The following is a 21,388-nucleotide window of genomic DNA, read 5'->3' as shown; positions in this document are numbered from 1 at the left end:
TCCTACAATACCAACAAAATTGAAATCGAGTTTCGGAATTAGAGAGAATCCCTCGTGTCGACACCTGTAACCTCTCCCGCGTCGCGGGACCGTGAATCGTCGCCCGACGAGATCACCGCCCTCGCCCGCGGCCTCGCCGTGCTGCGCCGCATCGCGGCTGCCGACGCGCCCGTCAGCAACCGCGAGCTGACCGAATTGACCGGCATCCCGAAGCCGACCGTCTCGCGCATCACCGCGACGCTCGTCAGCGCCGGCTTCCTGTTTCAGTTGCCCGACAGCGAGCGCTTCGTGCTCACCGCGTCGGTGCTCGAACTGAGCCACGGCTTCCTGCGCAACTTCGACATCCGCGCGCGTTCGCGGCCGTTCATGATCGAGCTGGCCGAACGCACGTCGCTGTCCGTGCACCTCGCGGTGCGCGACCGGCTCGACATGGTCGCGATCGACGTGATCCGCCCGCGCTCGGCCGTGCTCGTCACGCGCCTCGAGATCGGCTCGCGGATGGACATCGCGCGCACGGCCGTGGGCCGCGCGTATCTGGCCGCGCTCGAGGACGACGAGCGCCGCCTGCTGCTCGAGTCGCTGCGCACCACCGCCGGCGACGACTGGCCGCACGTGTCCGCCCGCCTGACGCCCGCGCTCGACGAAGCGATGCGCGACGGCCATGCGATCGCGATCGGCGAATGGCGCGAGGGGCTGAACGCGGTCGCGGCCGGTTTCGTCGGCCCGTCGGGTCAGCGCTATTCGGTGAATTGCGGCGGCGCGTCGCACCAGTGTCCGCCCGAATGGCTGCGGGAACACGTCGTGCCCGCGCTGCAGGAATGCATCGCGAAAATCACGCGCGAGATCGGCGGCGCGCCGGCCCGGCGCGTCGGCGTGTAATCGTTTCGTCATCGCCGTGTCGCGTTCTGTAACGACCGTAACCCGTTGAAAGATAGACCGCTGGACTGTAACGGGGACGGCACGTAGGATCATGCCCATCGTCGCGCCGCACTCGCGGTGCGCACCGCTCTTTCCCGTGCGGATCGGCGGGGCCCCGGACCGAGCCGGGCCGCCCCGTCGCGTCTTCCGCACGCCCACGCGCAGCCGAGCAGCCCGATTTCCGGCCCGCCGCGCCGTCTTCCTGACAGAACACGATGGATAACGAACAAAAGCCCACGCCCCCTTCGAAAGACCCCGCGCCCGCCGCCGCCCGGCGCCCGCGCCGCACGTTGCTGATCGGCACCGTGGCGGCCGTCGTCATCGGCGGCCTGCTGTGGTGGCACCCGTGGAACCGCACGCCGGCGGCAGGCAGCACGGCGAAAGGCATGGGCGCCAGCGCCGCGGGCGGCCATCGCGGCCGCGGCGGCCCCGCCGCGATGGCGAACGTTCCGCAGCCGGTGCAGGTCGCCACCGCGACGCAGGGCGAGATGCCGATCGTGCTGTCCGCGCTCGGCACCGTCACGCCGCTCGCGAACGTGACGGTCAAGACGCAACTGTCGGGCTACCTGCAATCGGTGTCGTTCCAGGAAGGCCAGATCGTCAAGAAAGGCGACGTGCTCGCGCAGATCGACCCGCGCCCGTATCAGGTCGCGCTCGAGAACGCCGAAGGCACGCATGCGCGCGACGCGGCGCTGCTCGCGACGGCCCGCCTCGACCTGAAGCGCTACCAGACGCTGCTGTCGCAGGATTCGATCGCGTCGCAAACCGTCGATACGCAGGCGTCGCTCGTCAAGCAGTACGAAGGCGCGGTGAAGACCGACCAGGCCGCGATCGATTCCGCGAAACTCAACCTGACGTATGCGCGCATCACGGCGCCGGTCTCGGGCCGCGTCGGCCTGCGCCAGGTCGACCCCGGCAACTACGTGACGCCGGGGGACACCAACGGCATCGTCGTGATCACGCAATTGCAGCCGATGAGCGTGATCTTCACGACGTCGGAAGACAACCTGCCGCAGATCCTCAAGCAGATGAACGCGGGCCGGAAGCTGTCGGTCACCGCCTACAACCGCAACAACACGGTGCCGCTCGAAACGGGCTCGCTCGCGACGCTCGACAACCAGATCGACACGAGCACCGGCACGGTCAAGCTGCGCGCGAATTTCGACAACAAGGAAGGCATGCTGTTCCCGAATCAGTTCGTGAACACGCGGCTGCTCGTCGACGTGCTGCGCAACGCGATCATCGTGCCGACCTCCGCCGTGCTGACGGGCTCGATCGGCCAGTTCGTCTACGTCGTGAAACCCGACAACACGGTGACGGTGCGCAAGGTCACGGTCGGGCCGGTCGACGGCGAACGCACGAGCATCGTCAGCGGCGTGGCGCTCGGCGAACGCGTGGTGACCGACGGCTCGGACCGCCTGCGCGAAGGCTCGAAGATCTCGATTCCGGCCGACAAGCCGAAAGGCGCGTCGGGCGCGCGCGGCGCCGGCGCGGCGTCGGGCGCATCGGCTGCGTCCGGTGCAGCCGGCCATCGCGGCGGACACAAGCACGGCGCGTCGCAGGCAGCGGCCCCCGCGGCCCAGTAACGCGCGGGCCGCTCGATGAATCCATCCCGCCTCTTCATTCTCCGGCCGGTCGGCACCGCCCTCCTGATGGCGGCGATCATGCTGGCCGGCCTCGTGGCGCTGCGCTTCCTGCCGCTCGCCGCGCTGCCCGAGGTCGACTACCCGACGATCCAGGTCCAGACCTTCTACCCGGGCGCGAGCCCGGAAGTGATGACGTCGTCGGTCACCGCGCCGCTCGAACGCCAGTTCGGGCAGATGCCGTCGCTGAACCAGATGTCGTCGCAAAGCTCGGCCGGCGCGTCGGTGATCACGCTGCAGTTCTCGCTCGACCTGCCGCTCGACATCGCCGAACAGGAAGTGCAGGCCGCGATCAACGCGGCCGGCAACCTGCTGCCGTCCGATCTCCCTGCCCCGCCGATCTACGCGAAGGTGAACCCGGCCGATGCGCCGGTGCTCACGCTCGCCGTCAAGTCGAAGACGCTGCCGCTCACGCAGGTGCAGGACCTCGCCGACACGCGCCTCGCGATGAAGATCTCGCAGATCGCCGGCGTCGGCCTCGTGAGCCTGTCGGGCGGCAACCGGCCGGCCGTGCGGATCCAGGCGAACCCGACCGCGCTCGCGCAGTACGGGATGAACCTCGACGACCTGCGCACGACGATCTCGAACCTGAACGTCAACACGCCGAAGGGCAACTTCGACGGCCCGACGCGCGCATACACGATCAACGCGAACGACCAGTTGACGAGCGCCGACCAGTACAACAGCGCGGTCGTCGCGTACAAGAACGGCCGCCCGGTGATGCTGACCGACGTCGCGACGGTCGTCGCCGGCTCGGAGAACACCAAGCTCGGCGCGTGGGTGAATGCGGACCCGGCGATCATCCTGAACGTGCAGCGCCAGCCGGGCGCGAACGTGATCGCGACCGTCGACGCGATCAAGGCGCAGTTGCCGAAGCTGCAGGAGACGCTGCCGGCCGCGCTCGACGTCGAGATCGTCACCGACCGCACGACGATGATCCGCGCGGCCGTGCGCGACGTGCAGTTCGAGCTGCTGCTCGCGGTCGCGCTCGTCGTGCTGGTGATGTACCTGTTCCTCGCGAACGTCTACGCGACGATCATCCCGAGCCTGTCGGTGCCGCTGTCGCTGATCGGCACGCTCGCGGTGATGTACATGGCCGGCTTCTCGCTGAACAACCTGTCGCTGATGGCGCTCACGATCGCGACCGGCTTCGTCGTCGACGACGCGATCGTGATGATCGAGAACATTGCGCGCTACGTCGAGGAAGGCGAATCGGGGCTCGAGGCCGCGCTGAAGGGCTCGCGCCAGATCGGCTTCACGATCATCTCGCTGACGGTCTCGCTGATCGCGGTGCTGATCCCGCTGCTGTTCATGGGCGACGTGGTCGGGCGCCTCTTCCACGAATTCGCGATCACGCTCGCGGTGACGATCGTGATCTCGGCGATCGTGTCGCTCACGCTCGTGCCGATGATGTGCGCGAAGCTGCTGCGCCATTCGCCGCCGCCCGAGAGCCACCGCTTCGAGGCACGCGTGCATCGCGCGATCGACTGGGTGATCGCGCGCTACGCGGTCGCGCTCGAATGGGTGCTGAACCGCCAGCGCTCGACGCTCGTCGTCGCGCTGCTGACGCTCGGGCTGACCGCGCTGCTCTATGTGTTCGTGCCGAAGGGCTTCTTCCCCGCGCAGGACACCGGCGTGATCCAGGCGATCACGCAGGCGCCGCAGTCGATCTCGTACGGCGCGATGGCCGAACGCCAGCAGGCGCTCGCGGCCGAGATCCTGAAGGACCCGAACGTCGCCAGCCTCACGTCGTTCATCGGCGTCGACGGCAGCAACATCACGCTGAACAGCGGGCGGATGCTGATCAACCTGAAGGCGCGCGACGAACGCGGCGAAACGGCCGCGCAGATCATCCGCGGCCTGCAGCAGCGCGTCGCGAACGTCACCGGCATTTCGCTGTTCATGCAGCCGGTGCAGGACCTGACGATCGACTCGACGGTCAGCCCGACGCAATACCAGTTCATGCTGACGAGCCCGAATTCGGAAGAATTCGCGACCTGGGTGCCGAAACTCGTCGCGCGGCTGCAGCAGGAGCCGTCGCTCGCCGACGTCGCGACCGACCTGCAGAGCAACGGCCAGTCGGTGTACATCGAGATCGACCGCGCGAGCGCCGCGCGCTTCGGCATCACGCCGGCGACCGTCGACAACGCGCTGTACGACGCGTTCGGCCAGCGCATCGTGTCGACGATCTTCACGCAGTCGAACCAGTACCGCGTGATTCTCGAATCGGAGCCGAAGGAGCAGCACTACGCGCAATCGCTGAACGACATCTACCTGCCGTCGGCGGGCGGCGGCCAGGTGCCGCTGTCGTCGATCGCGTCGTTCCACGAGCGGCCGTCGCCGCTGCTGGTCGCGCACCTGTCGCAGTTCCCGTCGACGACGATCTCGTTCAACCTCGCGCCGGGCGCGTCGCTCGGCGAAGCGGTCAAGGCGATCGAGGCCGCCGAGAAGGACATCGGCCTGCCCGGCTCGTTCCAGACGCGCTTCCAGGGCGCGGCGCTCGCGTTCCAGGCGTCGCTGTCGAACCAGCTGTTCCTGATCCTCGCGGCGGTCGTCACGATGTACATCGTGCTCGGCGTGCTGTACGAGAGCTACATCCACCCGATCACGATCCTGTCGACGCTGCCGTCGGCCGGCGTCGGCGCGCTGCTCGCGCTGATGATCACCGGGCACGACCTCGACATCATCGGGATCATCGGCATCGTGCTGCTGATCGGCATCGTCAAGAAGAACGCGATCATGATGATCGACTTCGCGCTCGAGGCCGAACGCGTCGAAGGCAAGCCGCCGCGCGAGGCGATCTACCAGGCGTGCCTGCTACGCTTCCGGCCGATCCTGATGACGACGCTCGCCGCGCTGCTCGGCGCGGTGCCGCTGATCGTCGGCTCCGGCGCGGGCTCCGAGCTGCGCCAGCCGCTCGGGATCGCGATCGCCGGCGGCCTGATCGTGTCGCAGGTGCTGACGCTGTTCACGACGCCCGTGATCTACCTCGGCTTCGACTCGCTCGCGCGCCGCATGCGCGGCTGGTTCGAACGCCACGGCCCCGACGCCGGCACGCGCACGGACGTGTAAGCGATGAACCTGTCGCGTCCCTTCATCACCCGCCCCGTCGCGACGACGCTGCTCGCGCTCGGCGTCGCGCTCGCGGGCCTGTTCGCGTTCATCAAGCTGCCGGTGTCGCCGCTGCCGCAGGTCGACTTCCCGACGATCTCGGTGCAGGCGTCGCTGCCGGGCGCGAGCCCGGAGACGGTCGCGACCAGCGTGGCGAGCCCGCTCGAGCGGCACCTCGGCTCGATCGCGGACGTCTCCGAAATGACGTCGACGAGCACGGTCGGCAATGCGCGGATCATCCTGCAGTTCGGCCTGAACCGCGACATCGACGGCGCCGCGCGCGACGTGCAGGCCGCGATCAACGCGGCGCGCGCCGACCTGCCCGCCGCGCTGAAGAGCAACCCGACCTACCGCAAGGTCAACCCGGCCGATTCGCCGATCATGGTCGTGTCGCTGACCTCGGAGACGGCGTCGCCGGCGAAGGTGTACGACGCCGCGTCGACGGTGCTGCAGCAGTCGCTGTCGCAGATCGACGGGATCGGCCAGGTCTCCGTGAGCGGCTCCGCGAACCCGGCCGTACGCGTCGAGCTCGAACCGCAATCGCTGTTCCACTACGGGATCGGCCTCGAGGACGTGCGCGCGGCGCTGGCCTCCGCGAACGCCAACGCGCCGAAGGGCGCGATCGAGTTCGGCCCGCAGCGCTTCCAGCTCTACACGAACGACCAGGCGTCCCAGGCGTCGCAGTACCGCGACCTCGTGGTCGCCTACCGCAACGGCTCGGCCGTGCGGCTGTCCGACCTGTCCGACGTCGTCGATTCGGTCGAGGACCTGCGCAACCTCGGTTTGTCGAACGGCAAGCGCGCGGTGCTCGTGATCCTCTACCGCTCGCCCGGTGCGAACATCATCGAGACGATCGACCGCGTGCGCGCGGCGCTGCCGCAGCTCACCGCGTCGCTGCCCGCCGACATCACGGTCACGCCGGTGCTCGACCGCTCGACCACCATCCGCGCGTCGCTGAGGGACACCGAGCACACGCTGCTGATCGCCATCAGCCTCGTCGTGATGGTCGTGTTCCTGTTCCTGCGCAACTGGCGCGCGACGCTGATCCCGAGCGTCGCGGTGCCGATCTCGATCGTCGGCACGTTCGGCGCGATGTACCTGCTCGGCTTCTCGATCGACAACCTGTCGCTGATGGCGCTGATCGTCGCGACCGGCTTCGTCGTCGACGATGCGATCGTCGTGCTCGAGAACATCTCGCGGCACATCGAGAACGGCAAGTCGCGGATGCAGGCCGCGTTCGACGGCGCGCGCGAAGTCGGCTTCACGGTGCTGTCGATGAGCATCTCGCTCGTCGCGGTGTTCCTGCCGATCCTGCTGATGGGCGGGATCGTCGGGCGCCTGTTCCGCGAGTTCGCGCTGACGCTGTCGCTCGCGATCGCCGTGTCGCTCGCGGTGTCGCTCACGCTCACGCCGATGATGTGCGCGCGCCTGCTGCCCGACCGGCACAACCCGCAACGCGAGGGCCGCTTCGGGCGCTTCCTCGAACGCGGCTTCGCGCGCATGCAGCGCGGCTACGAGCGCTCGCTGTCGTGGGCGCTGCGCCGGCCGCTGTTGATCCTGCTGACGCTGTTCGCGACGATCGGGCTGAACGTCTACCTGTACGTCGTCGTGCCGAAGGGCTTCTTCCCGCAGCAGGACACCGGGCTGATGATCGGCGGCATCCAGGCCGACCAGTCGACGTCGTTCCAGGCGATGAAACTGAAGTTCTCCGAGATGATGCGGATCGTGCAGGGCAACCCGAACGTGAAGAGCGTCGCGGGCTTCACCGGCGGCACGCAGACCAACTCGGGCTTCATGTTCGTCACGCTCAAGGACCGCACCGAGCGCAAGCTGTCGGCCGACCAGGTGATCCAGCAGTTGCGCCCGCGGCTGGCGGACGTCGCGGGCGCGCGCACGTTCCTGCAGGCGGCGCAGGACATCCGCGTCGGCGGCCGGCAGAGCAACGCGCAGTACCAGTTCACGCTGCTCGGCGATTCGAGCGCCGACCTGTACAAGTGGGGGCCGATCCTGACCGAGGCGCTGCAGAAGCGCCCCGAGCTGACCGACGTGAACTCCGACCAGCAACAAGGCGGCCTCGAGGCGATGGTGACGATCGACCGCGCGACGGCCGCGCGGTTCGGCATCAAGCCCGCGCAGATCGACAACACGCTGTACGACGCGTTCGGCCAGCGGCAGGTCTCGACGATCTACAACCCGCTGAACCAGTACCACGTCGTGATGGAAGTTGCGCCGAAATACTGGCAGAGCCCGGAGATGCTGAACCAGGTGTGGATCAGCACGTCGGGCGGCAGCGCGAACGGCTCGCAGACCACCAACGCGGCCGCGGGCACCTTCGTCGCGACCTCGGCCGGCACGTCGAGCGCCGGCACGGCCGCGCAGAGCGCCGCGGCGATCGCGTCCGACTCCGCGCGCAACCAGGCGCTCAACGCGATCGCGGCGAGCGGCAAGTCGAGCGCGTCGTCGGGCGCGTCGGTGTCGACGTCGAAATCGACGATGATCCCGCTGTCGGCGATCGCGACGTTCGGGCCGAGCACGACGCCGCTGTCGGTCAACCACCAGGGGCTGTTCGTCGCGACGACGATCTCGTTCAACCTGCCGCCCGGCGTGTCGCTGTCGCAGGCGACGCAGATCATCTATCAGACGATGGCGGAGGTCGGCGTGCCGCCGACGATCGTCGGCAGCTTCCAGGGCACCGCGCAGGCGTTCCAGCAGTCGATGAACGATCAGCCGATCCTGATCCTCGCCGCGCTGCTGGCCGTCTACATCGTGCTCGGGATCCTGTACGAGAGCTACATCCACCCGATCACGATCCTGTCGACGCTGCCGTCGGCCGGCGTCGGCGCGCTGCTCGCGCTGCTGCTGTTCAAGACCGAGTTCAGCATCATCGCGCTGATCGGCGTGATCCTGCTGATCGGCATCGTGAAGAAGAACGCGATCATGATGGTCGACTTCGCGATCGACCAGACGCGCAACAACGGGAAGTCGTCGTTCGACGCGATCCACGAGGCGTGCCTGCTGCGCTTCCGTCCGATCATGATGACGACGATGGCGGCGCTGCTCGGCGCGCTGCCGCTCGCGTTCGGCAGCGGCGACGGCGCCGAGCTGCGCGCGCCGCTCGGGATCGCAATCGCCGGCGGCCTGATCATGTCGCAGGTGCTGACGCTCTATACGACGCCGGTCGTCTACCTGTACATGGACCGGCTGCGCGTGTGGGCCGAGAAGCGGCGCAATCGCCGCGGCAACAGCGGCGGGCCGGCCGTCGCCGGCGAGTGACGAAAGCGGCCGCCCTCGGGCGGCCGTCTTTTGCGCTTGATTGCCGGGTTTGATTGCCGGGTTTGATTGCAGGACTTGGTGGCCGGACGTGGTGGCCGGACTTGTTTGCCGGCCGCGATCGGCTATCGTGTATCCATGCCCACCTCGTTCCCGTCCCGGAATCTCGCCATGAACGTCCAGCTCAACCATACGATCGTCTGGTGCCGCGACAAGCATGCGTCGAGCCGCTTCCTCACCGAGTTGCTGGAATTGCCGCCGCCGACGCCGTTCGGCGCGATGCTGGTCGTCGCGCTCGACAACGGCGTGTCGCTCGATTTTTACGAACAGGCGGGGGAGATCCGGTCGCAGCATTACGCGTTCCTGATCGACGAAGCCGGCTTCGATCGCGTGCTCGCGCGCATCCGCGAACGCGGGTTGCCGCACTGGGCCGATCCGGCGAAGCGGCAAGCCGACGACATCTACCGCCACAACGGCGGACGCGGCGTGTACTTCGACGATCCGGACGGCCACTTTCTCGAAGTGATGACGCAGCCGTATGCGCTGAACGGTTAGTGGAAGAAGGCCGGCATCGCGCCGGCCACGGGACGGCGGGGCTCGCAACCGCACTGCTTCATGCGAACGCGCGGCCTGTGCCTGCGCCCCATCCGGCCCGCACTTCGCGGCGGCGCGACGGATGGCGCTTCATCAGGCAGGCCCTTACTCGGCAGCCTCGGCCGTCTTGCGCGGCCGCCGCGCGCGCGGCGCCGCCTTGCGGGCCGGCTTCTTCGGCTTGGCCGGGGCCGGCGCGTCGGCGACCGCCGCGACCGGTTCGGCGTGTACGGGAGCATCGTGCGCGGGCTCCCCGACAGCATCGCCGCCGGTTTCACCGCGTGCCGGCGCCGCGCCGGCGGCTCGCCCGTCGTCATGTTCCGCGTCGCGATGCATCGCTTCGGCATGCTTGCCGCCGCCGTGCTTCGCGTCGCCCCGCGGGGCGTCGCCTTCCTGCACCGCCGCCTGCCGGCCGACGCTCTTGCCGTCGCCGCCCTTCTTCGTACCGGCCTTCTTCGCGGGGGTCTTGCGAGCACGCTTGCGTGCGGTCTTCGCATCATCGTGCCCGCCCGCCGGTTCGCCGTGCACGGCCGCGGCTTCGCCGACGGTCACATCGGCTTCGTCCGCTTCGGTGAATTCGACCGCCGTCTCGACCGGCTCGTTCTCCTGCACGAACGGCGTGCCGAACGACTCGCCGAATGGCGCGCCGAACGGCTCGCCAACCGGCTCGCCGTGCCGCCCGCGTCCGCGGTGATGGCGCGGCTCGCGCTCGGCCTGCACCGGCTCCGCCGGGCGCCGGCCGTGCCGGGCCGGTGCGTGGTCGGCCGCCGCGGCGTGCTCCGCGGCCGACTGGCGGGCCCGCGACACGAACGCGCCCGACTTGTCGTCGCGCCCCACTTCGAGCAGGCCGCGCGCCTGCGCCTCGTCGAGCAGGTTGCCGAACGCGCGGAACCCGTAATACGACTCGTTGAAATCCGGCTTGCGGCGCTTGATCGCGCTCTTGAGCACCGACGCCCAGATCTTGCCGACGTCGTCGCGCTCCGACGCGAGCGCGTCGAACGTCTCGACCGCCAGCGCGATCGCCTCGGCCTTGCGCGCCTCCATGTCGTGCTTGCGCGACGGCTCGTCGGGCCGCTTCGCGCCGCCGTTGCCCGCGCGCTGCTGCTGTTCGCGCTTCGCGAGCGCACGCTGCTGCTCGCGCACCAGATCGTCGTAGAAGATGAATTCGTCGCAGTTCGCGACCAGCAGGTCCGACGTCGATTTCTTCACGCCGACGCCGATCACCTTCTTCGCGTTCTCGCGCAGCTTCGACACGAGCGGGGAAAAATCCGAATCGCCGCTGATGATCACGAACGTATCGACGTGCGACTTCGTGTAGCAGAGGTCGAGCGCGTCCACGACGAGCCGGATGTCGGCCGAATTCTTGCCCGACTGGCGCACGTGCGGAATCTCGATCAGCTCGAAGCTCGCCTCGTGCATCGACGCCTTGAAGCCCTTGTAGCGATCCCAGTCGCAATAGGCCTTCTTCACGACGATGCTGCCTTTCAGCAGCAGGCGCTCCAGCACGGGCTTGATGTCGAATTTCTCGTACTTCGCGTCGCGCACGCCGAGCGCGACGTTCTCGAAGTCGCAGAACACGGCCATGCTGACGTTGTCCAAGGGTAATGCCATGTGTACTCCAACCGGTGGGCCGACGCGTTATTCACGCGTAGCGGCGAAAAATGCATCGCGCACATGATAGCCGGTCGGCGCGTCATTCCCGCATCCGGGTGAATGAATGCACGCCGGCATGCGTCGTGCCGGTACGCCCGTAGCCGGACGCCCGCGCCGGTACGCCCGCGCCGGTACGCCCGCAGCCGGTACGCCCCTTATTACGCCCCCACCGCCGGGCCGATTCGACATTACACTTGAGTTATCGGTCGTCCGTCCCTATCTGCACGGATGACGCATCGAGCAAGGAGCGGTTTCATGACGACGAAGGTACTGCTGATTGGCGCGACCGGACGAACGGGCCAGGCCTGCGCGGATCTGCTGCTCAAGCAGCCGGAGTTCCAGGTCACGGCGCTCGTGCGCCGGCACGGCTATGCGCTGGCGGGCGCGCGGGTCGTCGAGGCCGATCTGACGAACGATTTCTCGCACGCCTTCCAGGGCATCACGCACGTGATCTACGCGGCCGGCTCCGCCGAATCGGAGGGCGCGACCGAAGAGGAGCAGATCGACCGCGACGCGGTCGCCCGCGCGGCCGACTACGCGCTCGCGTTCAACGTGCAGAAGCTCGTGGTCGTCAGTTCGCTGTCCGCGTACCGGCCGGAGCACGGGCCGGACGCGCTGCGCCACTATTCGCAGATGAAGCGCGAAGGCGACGACCGCGTGATCGCGTCGGGCGTCGACTACGTGATCCTGCGCCCGGGCCCGCTCACGGACGATCCGGGCGTCGGCAAGATCGCGCTGACCGACACGTGGCTCGATCCCGCGCCGCCCGTGTCGCGCCAGGACGTTGCATGGGCCGCGATCGAGGCGATCAAGCTCGGCATCTCACGCAAGATCGTCGGCTTCGTCGGCGGCGGCGTGCCGATCGAGCAGGCGCTGCGCGCGTAACGGCAACGGGAGGCCGCGCGCCGCCCGCAGGCCACGCATTCCCGAGCCCGCGGCCCGCACGACGGGCCGTTTTCACGCGCACGGGCAGCCGCCTACTGCTTCGGATGCGCGTCGGCCCACGCCTTCACGGCGGCGAGCGTGTTCTCGACGTGCTTGTCGGGCGACAGGCTCGTGTATTCGTAGAGAACCTTCCCTTCGGGCGAAATCACGTAGGACACGCGGTTCGCCCGGTCGAGCGCCGGCAGCTTCGCATCGTATTCGCGGATGATCTTCGCGTCCGGGTCGGCCGCTACCGGGAACTTGCTGCGGCATTCGCTCACCGAGAACTTCGTCAGCGTGTCGATGTTGTCGGCCGACACGCCGATCACCGTCGCGCCGTAAGCCTTGTAACGGTCGACCGCGTCCGCGAACGCATGCGCCTCGATCGTGCAGCCCTTCGTGAACGCCGCCGGATAGAAGTACAGCACGACCGGCCCCTGCTTCAGCGCGTCCGCGAGCGAGTACGTATACGTCTTGCCGCCCAGCGACGCCTGCGTCGTGAAATCGGGCGCCGCGGCGCCCGGCTTCAGTTGCGCCTGCGCCAGCAGCGCATGGCCGGCCACCAGCGCCGCCATGGCGCCCAGCAACAGTTTTCTCTTCATCTGCGTCCTCATTTCTTATAAAGTCAGCCTCGATGTAGGCCACGTGGGCGTTCGCCTGCCGAACACCGCATCGATGATCCGGACCCGCGGCAGCGCCGCGCGTGGCCGGCCCGTTAAAGATTTCTGACAGTCTGCCGTTATTCCTTCCGGACAACCGGTTCCAGCCCTTCACGTCAGCGAGAAACATGGAAGCCAACAGGAAACAGACGTCACGCAAGGGCTCCTGGCGCAGCGCCTTGCATACGCTGCGCCGCTTCGCTCGGTCGGGCGGCGCGCTGATGCCCGCGCGCGCCGTCGCGCCGCGCCGCGACGACTCCGTGCGCAACTGGCTGGAACAGACGGTCGGCACGGTGGATTTCCTCGCCCATGTCGACCGCGAGCTGCGCTTTCTGTACGTGTCCGACGCGAGCCTGCGCTTCATCGGCTACCACCGCGACTACCTGCATACGCTGACGCTGCGCGACCTGATCGCCGAACAGGATACCCCGGCGCTCGAAGGCCTGCTCGCCCGCGCCGCACGCTCCGGCCAGGTCGAGAAGGCGACGATGTGCATCGTCAAGTCGCTCACCTACCCGCTGGACGTCGAGGTCCGCGCGTTCAAGAGCCGCCACCACGGCGTCGACGGCTTCGCGATCGCGGCATTCGACGTGTCGTCGTGGCGCGCGCTCGAGGCACGCCTGACGTACGAAATGCACCATGACCCGATGACGGGGCTCGACAACCTGTCCGCGCTCGTGCCGGCGCTGATGCGCGCGCAGCAGACCGCCGACGAGGACGGCACCTGCGCCGCGCTGCTGCTGCTCGACCTCGACGACTACCAGCGGATCAACCGCGCGCTCGGCTACGACGCGGGCGACACGCTGCTGCGCGAGACCGCGCAGCGGCTGAAGGCGCTCGTCACGCCGAACGAGCAGCTCGCGCGCGTCGCGAGCGACAAGTTCGCGGTCGTGCTGGGCGCACCGGACCGCACGCAGGCGAGCCATGCCGCCGACGCGCTCGCGCGCCGGCTGCAGGCCGCGGTGCGCGAGCCCTACGTATTCCAGGGGCAGACCGTGCACCTGTCCGCGAGCATCGGCATCGCGCTCTACCCCGACGAACGTGCCGCGCCGCATCGGGCGCAGCATCACAGCCCGCTGCTGCGCCGCGCCGACCACGCGCTCTCGCAGGCGAAGGCCTCGGGCGGCAACGCGCTCGCGTTCCACGCGCCCGTCGACGATCCAGCGGACGCCGAACGGCTCAAGCTCGAAGCCGACCTGTACGACGGCGTGCGCAACGGCGAGTTTTCGCTCCATTTCCAGCCGATCACCCACAGCCAGTCGGGCGCGGTGGTCGGCGTCGAGGCGCTGATCCGCTGGCGCCATCCGGTGCACGGCCTCGTGCCGCCGGCCACCTTCATCCCGCTCGCCGAATCGATCGGCCTGATCAACTACCTCGGCAACTGGGTGCTCAAGGCCGCGTGCATGCAGCTCGTCGCCTGGGACGGCCAGGGGCTCGCGCTGCAATACGTGGCGGTCAACGTGTCGCCGCAGCAGTTCCGCGACCCGCGCTTCACGCAGAGCGTGCGCGAGGCGATCGCGCTGACCGGCATCGACCCGCGCCGTATCGTGCTCGAAATCACCGAAAGCCTGCTGATGCACGATCCCGCGCACGCGAAAATGCTGCTCGAGGAGCTGACCGATCTCGGCATCCGCTTCGCGATCGACGATTTCGGCACCGGCTATTCGAGCCTTGCCTATCTGCAGCGCTTCCCGCTCGCGAAGCTGAAGATCGACCGCAGTTTCGTCGAGAACCTGCTGACGTCGCGCAACGACCGCGCGATCGTGTCGGCGGTGGTCGGCCTCGCGCAGACACTCGATCTCGAGCTCGTCGCCGAGGGCGTCGAGACCGAGGCGCAGCGCGAGCTGCTGACGGAGATGGGCTGCAATCACATCCAGGGCTGGCTCGTCTGCCAGGCGCTGCCGTCCGAGGAGCTCGCGCGGCGCTTCGCGGCGCAGCAGCTGCACCTGCACGCCGCCGCCTGACGCGCGCGGCGAACCGGACGGATCCGTATGTCAATCACCGAACACCTGCCCCGCACCGCGCTGCTCGACAAGCTGTGGGCGCGGATGAACGAACGGGGCGATTTCCCGCTGCTGTCGGAATCGCTGCGCGCGACGATGGCCGCGATGAAGAACGACGATCTCGACTTCACCGCGCTCGTGCGCGTCGTGCTGTCGGATTTCGCACTCACGCAGAAAGTGCTGCGGCTCGCGAACTCCGCGATGTACATGGCGTTCGGCGGCAACATCACCACCGTGACCCGCGCGCTGATGGTGCTCGGCATGGATGCCGTCGGCCATCTCGTGGTCGGGCTCAAGCTCGTCGACCATTTCCATCAGAGCACGCCGCGGCGTATCGACGCGAAGCTGGAGCTGAACCGCGCGCTGCTGTCCGGCTGCGTCGCGCGCAAGCTCACCGAGCGCGCCGAACTGCGCGCGGGCGAGGAAGCCGTCGTCTGCACGCTGATGCGCCAGGTCGGCAAGCTGCTGGTGGTCTGCTATCTCGACAGCGAGTGGGACCGCATCCGCCGCCGCGCGGCCGAACTGAACGGCGACGAATCGGCCGCCTGCACCGACGTGCTCGGCGTCGGCTTCGACGAGATCGGTCTCGAGGCAGCCGCGCGCTGGCGGCTGCCCGACGTGATCCGCGCGGGGATGGCGGACGGCGACCACGCGGCGCACGCCGACGCATTCGACGACGAGGACGGCGACGCCCGCCACGCGGGCCCGGCCGCCGACGACGGCCCGGCAGCGCGCATCCGCTGGCTGCGCGCGGTGAGCCGCTGTTCGACCGACGTCGCCGGCGCGCTCGTCATGCCTGCCAGCGCGCAGCGCGACGCGCGCATCGCGGCGCTCGCGCAGCACTACGGCGCCGAACTCGACATGGAATCCGAGGCGATCGTCGAGATCGCCGAGCGGCTCGCGCGCGAGGAAGCGAGCGACACGGTGATGCGCGAGATCGTCGAGCTGCGCGCGAACGCCGATGCGATCGCGCGCGCGCAGGCCGAACCCGAGGCATGCCTCGAAGCCGGTCTGGCCGACCTGCGTGCGCTGCCGTCCGAGCACGTGCTGACGCCGGTGCTCGCGCTCGCGTCGGAAAGCCTGCTGGCCGGCCTCGCGTTCACGCGCACCGTGATGTTCGTGCGTCACGACGACGGCACGTTCGCCGCGCGCCTGGGCTTCGGCCCCGGCGTCGATACGGCGCTCGACCGGCTGCGCTTCGACGAGCGCTTCGAGCCGGACGTGTTCCATCTCGCGATCACGAACTCGGTCGGCATCTTCATCGAGCAGGCGCGGGAGCCGAAGATGGTGAAGCGCCTGCCCGCGTGGTATCTCGACGCGTTCGACGACACGCGCGCATTCGTGCTGCTGCCCGTACGCGTCGGCGCGACGAGCGTCGCGCTGCTGTACGGCGACTGGGCCGGCGCGCAGCCCGCGCGCAAGATCTCGCAGCAGGAGATGGCCGTACTCAACGAGCTCGCACGCGAGCTGGGGCGGTTCTTCGCCGCGCAGCCGGGCTGACGGCCGGCCCGCCGCTGCCGTTTTCGCTGCCGAAAAGCAAACCGGCCGCATCGGCGGCCGGTTTTTTTACATCGTGCGCGTACGAAACGCTTACTTGAGCGTCACGGGCACGCTGAAGTACTTCTTCGCGAGGTTGTCGATCGTACCGTCGGCCTTCAGTTCCTTCAGCGCCTGATCGAGCGCGGTCTTCAGCGCCGCGTCGTTCTTGCGCAGGCCGAAGCCGACGCCCGAGCCGAGGATCTCGGCGTCGCTGACCGTGCCGCCCGCGAACCCGAAGCCCTGGCCTTGCGGCTTCGTCAGGAAGCCCTTCGAGCCGGCTTCCGAATCCTGGAAGGTCGCGTCGAGACGGCCCGACTTCAGGTCGGCATAGGCCAGATCCTGTGTCTGGTACGGCACGACTTCAACACCGGCCGGCGCCCACTTCTTCTTCGCGTACGCTTCCTGGATCGTGCCCTGCAGCACGCCGACGCGCTTGCCCTTCAGCGCTTGCGGGGTCGGCAGCAGGCCGCTGCCCTGCTTCGCGATCAGCTGGTTCGGAATCGTGTAGATCGGATCGGTGAACGCGATCGCGTGCTTGCGCTGATCGGTGATGGTCATGTCCGAGTTGATCGCGTCGAACTTGCGCGCCTGCAGCGCCGGGATCAGGCCATCGAAGTCGTTCTCGACCCACACGCACTTCGTCTTCAGCTTCGCGCACACCGCGTTGCCGATGTCGATGTCGAAGCCGGTCAGCTTGCCGTCGGGCGTCTTGTATTCGAACGGGGCGTACGAGGCCTCGACGCCGAACCGGATCTCCTTCAGATCCGCGGCAAGCGCGCTGCCTGCCGCCACCGCCGATGCCGCCACCACCGCATGCGCGGCCACTTTACGCCAATCCAACTTCATCAGGTGTTCTCCTCGATACTCGAATGTTCCGAAACGACGGGCGCATCCATCATTGCAGGGTCGGATGACACCGGCAATGCCGACGCCGCGCCGTGATGCGGCGCAACAGCCGCAAGGCCGCGATTGTACCAATCCGCGCGGCCCGGCATGGCGGAGCGGGCGTCGGCGCGCGATGCTGCGCCGCGTGCCCGGCAGCCGCCACGCGACCCGCCGAACTTGCAAGACGGTGTCGCAAACAAGCAAGCGCGACGCACGCGCCGTCTGCGCGGCGGGCGGGCGTCATCGCAAAAATAAAATGAAGGGGCCGCGGGACGATGCGCACGCCGAGCGTCGCCGCGGCCCGCACGATCGCGCATCGATCAGACGAGTGCGGCCAGCGTCTCGCGCGTCGTGTCGATCACGAGCAGGCCCGCGCGCAGCCCGGGCTTCACGGTCGGGTTCGGAAACACGATCCGTTCCTCGTCGTGCGTCACCGTGTAGCGGTAGTCGCCGTCCCGTGCGAGCACGGTGCCGCGCGCGAATGCGGTGAAGTTCGCGACGTCGGCCGCGACGAACAGCTCGAGCGCGTCGCTCTGCTTCGTGATCTGGTCGATCACGGTGAACACGCGCGGCAGCGGCGGACGGCCGCCCTCGGCTGCGTCTTCACGCCGCTCGCCCGACACGAGCTTGCGCACCGCACGATCGGCCGGCGCGAAACGCGCGAGGTCGTTCTGGCCGAACGGCCGCACCTTGCCGAGCTCCAGCGTGCACGCGAGCGCACCGCACTGCTCGGCCGTGAAATGCGAATACGTGTTGCCCTTCGCGGTGTGCAGCAGCACGGCCGCGATGCGCGCATCGCCGAGCCATTCGACCATCGCGCGCGTGGGCGGCGTGCCCGTGTGCGGCAGCAGCGCGAACTGCTCGAATACCGACGCACGGATCGCCGTATGCATGTCGATGTGCCAGCGCGCGCTGCCCGCCGGCGCCGCCGCGAAGAAGGCGGATGCCGCCGCTTCGAGCCGCGCGGCGCGCGGCGCTTCGCGGCTCGCGGGCGCCTGCGCGTGACGGCCGCTGAACAGGCGGTTCAGGTCGTCGTCGAGATAGCGTTCGCCCGCGCGCATCGCCGGCACGTTGCCGAGCACGACGAGCAGCCGGCACGCGAGCGGCAGCGCGCCCGACGCGAGATCGCGCACGAGCATCGACAGCAGTTCGATCGGCGCGGTCTCGTCGCCGTGCACGCCGGCCGACACGAGCACGCTCGCGCGCGCCGCGGCGTCAGCGGCGGCAGGCTCGAACGCGAGCAGCCCGTCGCCGAGCCATTGCCAGCGCACCGCGTCGCCCGCGCAGGCGCCGTGCGTTTCGGCCGGTGCACCGCCCGCCAACGTGAACGCGAGAAAATCGTCGAGCAGCGCGGCGGCCGGCATCCGTGCCTCAGCGCTGGAAGTCATACAGCGAACCGACGCGCAGGATCTGCGTGAGCTCGTCGAGCGCCGTGCGCGATTCGTCGAGCAGCGCCGGATCGGCGAGGTCTTCCGGTGCGAGGCGATCGCGATAGTGCTTGTCGATCCACGCGTCGAGCGACGCGAACAGCGTGTCGTTGATCCATACGTTCGACGTGACGGCCGCGCGCTCCGCTTCGTTCAGCACGACGCGCAGGCGCAGGCAAGCGGGGCCGCCGCCGTTCTTCATGCTTTCGCGCAGGTCGAACACGAGCACGTCGCGGATCGGGCCGTTGCCGGCCGCGAGATGGTCGAGGTAGGCGGCGACCTTCGCGTTCTCACGGCATTCCTGCGGCACGACGAGCACCTGCGAGCCGTCCGCGCGCGACAGCAACTGGCTGTTGAACAGGTAGGACGTGACGGCATCGTTCACGCTCACCGCCGCGTCCGGCACCTCGATCACGTTCAGCCGCGCGCCGCGCGCGTCGAGCGCGGCGGTCAGCGTGTCGTAGATCGCCTGCTTGTTGACGAACGCGCGTTCGTGCGTGAACAGCGTGTCGCGGTTGCCGACCGAGATCACGTCGTTGTGGAACACGCCCGCGTCGATCACGTCCGGATCCTGCTGCGCGTAGACCGTCGCTTCCTCCGCGAGCCCGTGGCGATGCGCGACCGCGCGGCTCGCCTCGAACGTCTGGCGGGCCGGGAAACGCTTCGGCTCCGGCCCGCGACGGTATTCCGCGCGTCCGTACACGAAGAATTCGACACCCGGCTTGCCGTATTCGGCGCAGAAGCGCGTATGGTTCGCCGCGCCTTCGTCGCCGAGCGCCGGCGTGCCCGTCAGCGCTTCGTGCACCGCGAAGTGCGCGGGGTCGGCGAACAGCGTCGACAGCGTGCGGCGCGTCGCTTCGTGCTCGATCGCGCGATGCAGCTTGCTGCACAGGTTCGCCGGCGTGAAGTGCACGCGGCCGTCGCTCGTGTCGGCCGACGGGCTGACGGTGGCCGCGTTCGCGGTCCACATCGCCGACGCCGAGCTCGCCGCGGCGAGCAGTTCGGGCGCCTGCTTCGCGGCCTTCGCGATCACGTCCGCGTCCTTGCCCGAGAAGCCGAGCTCGCGCAACAGGCGCAGCGACGGCCGCTCCTGCGGCGGCAGCACGCCTTGCGCGAAGCCGAGATCCGCGAGCTGCTTCATCTTGCGCAGCCCCTGCTTCGCGGCCGCCTTCGGGTTCGCGGCCGACTTCTCGTTGTTCAGCGACGCCACGTTGCCGAACGACAGCCCGGCGTAGTTGTGGGTCGGGCCGACGAGTCCGTCGAAATTGGCTTCTTGTGCGTTCATCGTCGCTCCCTCGATCAGAAATGCAGGCCCGGCGACATGCTCGCGGGCAAGGTCAGTTGCGTGCTTTCCACCGACGCCATCGGGTACGCGCAATAGTCGGCCGCGTAGTACGCGCTCGGGCGATGGTTGCCCGAGCGGCCCGTGCCGCCGAACGGTGCGGCCGACGATGCGCCGTTGGTCGGGCGGTTCCAGTTGACGATGCCGGCGCGGATCGTGCGGCGGAAGTGCTCCCATGCCTTCGCGTCGTCGGCGAGCAGCCCGGCGGACAGGCCGAACGCCGTGTCGTTCGCGCGCTCGATCGCTTCGTCGAACGTCGCGTAGCGGACGATCTGCGCGAGCGGGCCGAAGTGCTCTTCGTCGGGCAGGTCCGCGACGCCCGTCACGTCGACGATCGCCGCATTCACGAAGCCGAGGCGCGGATCGCGCTGCGCCATCGCGATGATCGGCTTCGCGCCCTGCTCGACCAGGCGCGCCTGCGCGTCGACCAGCTTCGCGGCCGCGCGTGCCGAGATCACCGCGCCCATGAACGGCTGCGGATCGGCATCGAACACGTCGGCGGTGATCTTCGACGTGACGTCGGCGAAGCGCGCGAGGAAACGGTCGCCGAACGCGCCCTGCGGCACGAAGATGCGGCGCGCGCACGTGCAGCGCTGGCCGGCCGACAGAAACGCCGACTGGATCGTGTGATGCACGGCCGCGTCGATGTCCTCGACCTCGCCGATCACGAGCGGGTTGTTGCCGCCCATCTCGAGCGCGAGCACGATTTCCGGCCGGCCGCCGAACTGCCTGTGCAGCAGCGTGCCGGTATCCGAGCTGCCGGTGAAGAACAGCCCGTCGATCTGCCGATGGTTCGCGAGCGCGATGCCGGTGTCCTTCTCGCCCTGCACGAGGTTCAGCACGCCGGCCGGCAGCCCGGCTTCGTGCCACACCTCGACCGTCGCGCGCGCGACGCCCGGTGCGAGTTCGGACGGCTTGAACACGACCGTGTTGCCGGCGATCAGCGCCGGCACGATATGACCGTTCGGCAAGTGGCCGGGGAAGTTGTACGAGCCGAACACCGCGACGACGCCGTGCGGGCGATGACGCAGCACCGCGACGCCGTCGGCCATGTCCTGGCGCTTCTCGCCGGTGCGTTCCTGGTAGGCCTGGATCGAGATGCCGACCTTCGCGGCCATCGACGCGACTTCGGTGCGCGCCTCCCACAGCGGCTTGCCGGTTTCGCGGCCGATCGCGGTCGCGATCGCGTCCTTGCGCTCGGTGAGCAGCGCGGCGAAACGCTTGACGATGTCGCAGCGCGCGTCGAAGTCGAGCGCCGACCAGCCGGCGAACGCGCCGCGCGCGCTCGCGACCGCACGGTCGACGTCGGCCGCCGACGCGCTTTCGCCCTGCCATGCGATCGCGTCCGTGCCCGGGTTGCGCGAAGCGAAGACGGGGCCCGAGCCTGCGACCCAGGCGCCGTCGATGAAGAGTTCCGTCATGA

14 protein-coding genes are annotated in these 21,388 nt (G+C 68.8%); 8 read left to right on the top strand and 6 right to left on the bottom strand.

Going from position 1 to position 21,388, the window contains the following annotated elements; genetic code table 11:
• The first annotated feature begins 54 nt into the window (after positions 1–54).
• The 5 genes from WS64_RS04225 to WS64_RS04205 all read left to right on the top strand — a co-directional run bounded on the left by WS64_RS04225 (position 55) and on the right by WS64_RS04205 (position 9,497).
• Positions 55–879 (top strand): IclR family transcriptional regulator, encoded by an 825-nt coding sequence (locus WS64_RS04225; protein WP_059573946.1) that lies wholly within the window; start codon positions 55–57, stop codon positions 877–879.
• Positions 880–1,133: 254 nt separating this feature from the next.
• Complete coding sequence (locus WS64_RS04220; RefSeq protein WP_060965788.1) at positions 1,134–2,504, top strand: MdtA/MuxA family multidrug efflux RND transporter periplasmic adaptor subunit; 1,371 nt, start codon at positions 1,134–1,136, stop codon at positions 2,502–2,504.
• Between the two features lie 15 nt (positions 2,505–2,519).
• Positions 2,520–5,633 carry an MdtB/MuxB family multidrug efflux RND transporter permease subunit gene (locus tag WS64_RS04215; protein ID WP_060313371.1) on the top strand — a complete coding sequence of 1,038 codons (3,114 nt, stop codon included), beginning with the start codon at positions 2,520–2,522 and terminating at the stop codon, positions 5,631–5,633.
• Between the two features lie 3 nt (positions 5,634–5,636).
• On the top strand, positions 5,637–8,945 hold the full coding sequence (locus WS64_RS04210; RefSeq protein ID WP_060965787.1) for an efflux RND transporter permease subunit: 3,309 nt from the start codon (positions 5,637–5,639) through the stop codon (positions 8,943–8,945).
• A 168-nt stretch (positions 8,946–9,113) separates the two neighbouring features.
• On the top strand, positions 9,114–9,497 hold the full coding sequence (locus WS64_RS04205) for a VOC family protein (RefSeq protein WP_060965786.1): 384 nt from the start codon (positions 9,114–9,116) through the stop codon (positions 9,495–9,497).
• Positions 9,498–9,641: 144 nt separating this feature from the next.
• Here the strand turns inward: WS64_RS04205 and WS64_RS04200 are convergent, their stop codons facing one another.
• Positions 9,642–11,144, bottom strand: a complete 1,503-nt coding sequence (locus WS64_RS04200) for an NYN domain-containing protein (protein WP_060965785.1) — start codon at positions 11,142–11,144, stop codon at positions 9,642–9,644.
• A 297-nt stretch (positions 11,145–11,441) separates the two neighbouring features.
• Here WS64_RS04200 and WS64_RS04195 point away from each other — a divergent pair, with 297 nt between their 5' ends.
• On the top strand, positions 11,442–12,071 hold the full coding sequence (locus WS64_RS04195; protein ID WP_060965784.1) for an SDR family oxidoreductase: 630 nt from the start codon (positions 11,442–11,444) through the stop codon (positions 12,069–12,071).
• Positions 12,072–12,163: 92 nt separating this feature from the next.
• On the opposite strand, the gene WS64_RS04190 is transcribed toward WS64_RS04195, so the two are convergent.
• Positions 12,164–12,712, bottom strand: a complete 549-nt coding sequence (locus tag WS64_RS04190) for a peroxiredoxin (RefSeq protein WP_059573953.1) — start codon at positions 12,710–12,712, stop codon at positions 12,164–12,166.
• A gap of 278 nt (positions 12,713–12,990) precedes the next feature.
• Between WS64_RS04190 and cdpA the strand changes: the two genes are divergently transcribed.
• Positions 12,991–14,733 carry a cyclic di-GMP phosphodiesterase CdpA gene (gene cdpA, locus WS64_RS04185; protein WP_208606850.1) on the top strand — a complete coding sequence of 581 codons (1,743 nt, stop codon included), beginning with the start codon at positions 12,991–12,993 and terminating at the stop codon, positions 14,731–14,733.
• Positions 14,734–14,760: 27 nt separating this feature from the next.
• Positions 14,761–16,272 carry an HDOD domain-containing protein gene (locus WS64_RS04180; protein WP_060313341.1) on the top strand — a complete coding sequence of 504 codons (1,512 nt, stop codon included), beginning with the start codon at positions 14,761–14,763 and terminating at the stop codon, positions 16,270–16,272.
• 90 nt (positions 16,273–16,362) lie between these two features.
• Here the strand turns inward: WS64_RS04180 and WS64_RS04175 are convergent, their stop codons facing one another.
• The 4 genes from WS64_RS04175 to astD form a co-directional block, all read right to left on the bottom strand.
• Positions 16,363–17,157 (bottom strand): ABC transporter substrate-binding protein, encoded by a 795-nt coding sequence (locus WS64_RS04175; protein WP_059644035.1) that lies wholly within the window; start codon positions 17,155–17,157, stop codon positions 16,363–16,365.
• A gap of 359 nt (positions 17,158–17,516) precedes the next feature.
• The gene (gene astE / locus WS64_RS04170; protein WP_059644033.1) at positions 17,517–18,560 is read right to left on the bottom strand and encodes a succinylglutamate desuccinylase; all 1,044 of its coding nucleotides are present in this window, start codon (positions 18,558–18,560) and stop codon (positions 17,517–17,519) included.
• A gap of 7 nt (positions 18,561–18,567) precedes the next feature.
• Positions 18,568–19,908, bottom strand: coding sequence for an N-succinylarginine dihydrolase (gene astB / locus WS64_RS04165; RefSeq protein WP_060965782.1), 1,341 nt, complete (start codon positions 19,906–19,908; stop codon positions 18,568–18,570).
• Between the two features lie 14 nt (positions 19,909–19,922).
• Positions 19,923–21,386, bottom strand: a complete 1,464-nt coding sequence (gene astD, locus WS64_RS04160) for a succinylglutamate-semialdehyde dehydrogenase (protein WP_060965781.1) — start codon at positions 21,384–21,386, stop codon at positions 19,923–19,925.
• Positions 21,387–21,388 lie beyond the last annotated feature (2 nt).

It is taken from the genome of Burkholderia anthina, from assembly GCF_001547525.1.
In the GTDB taxonomy this organism is placed as follows: domain Bacteria; phylum Pseudomonadota; class Gammaproteobacteria; order Burkholderiales; family Burkholderiaceae; genus Burkholderia; species Burkholderia semiarida.
This window is presented reverse-complemented; position numbering and strand designations above follow the sequence as displayed.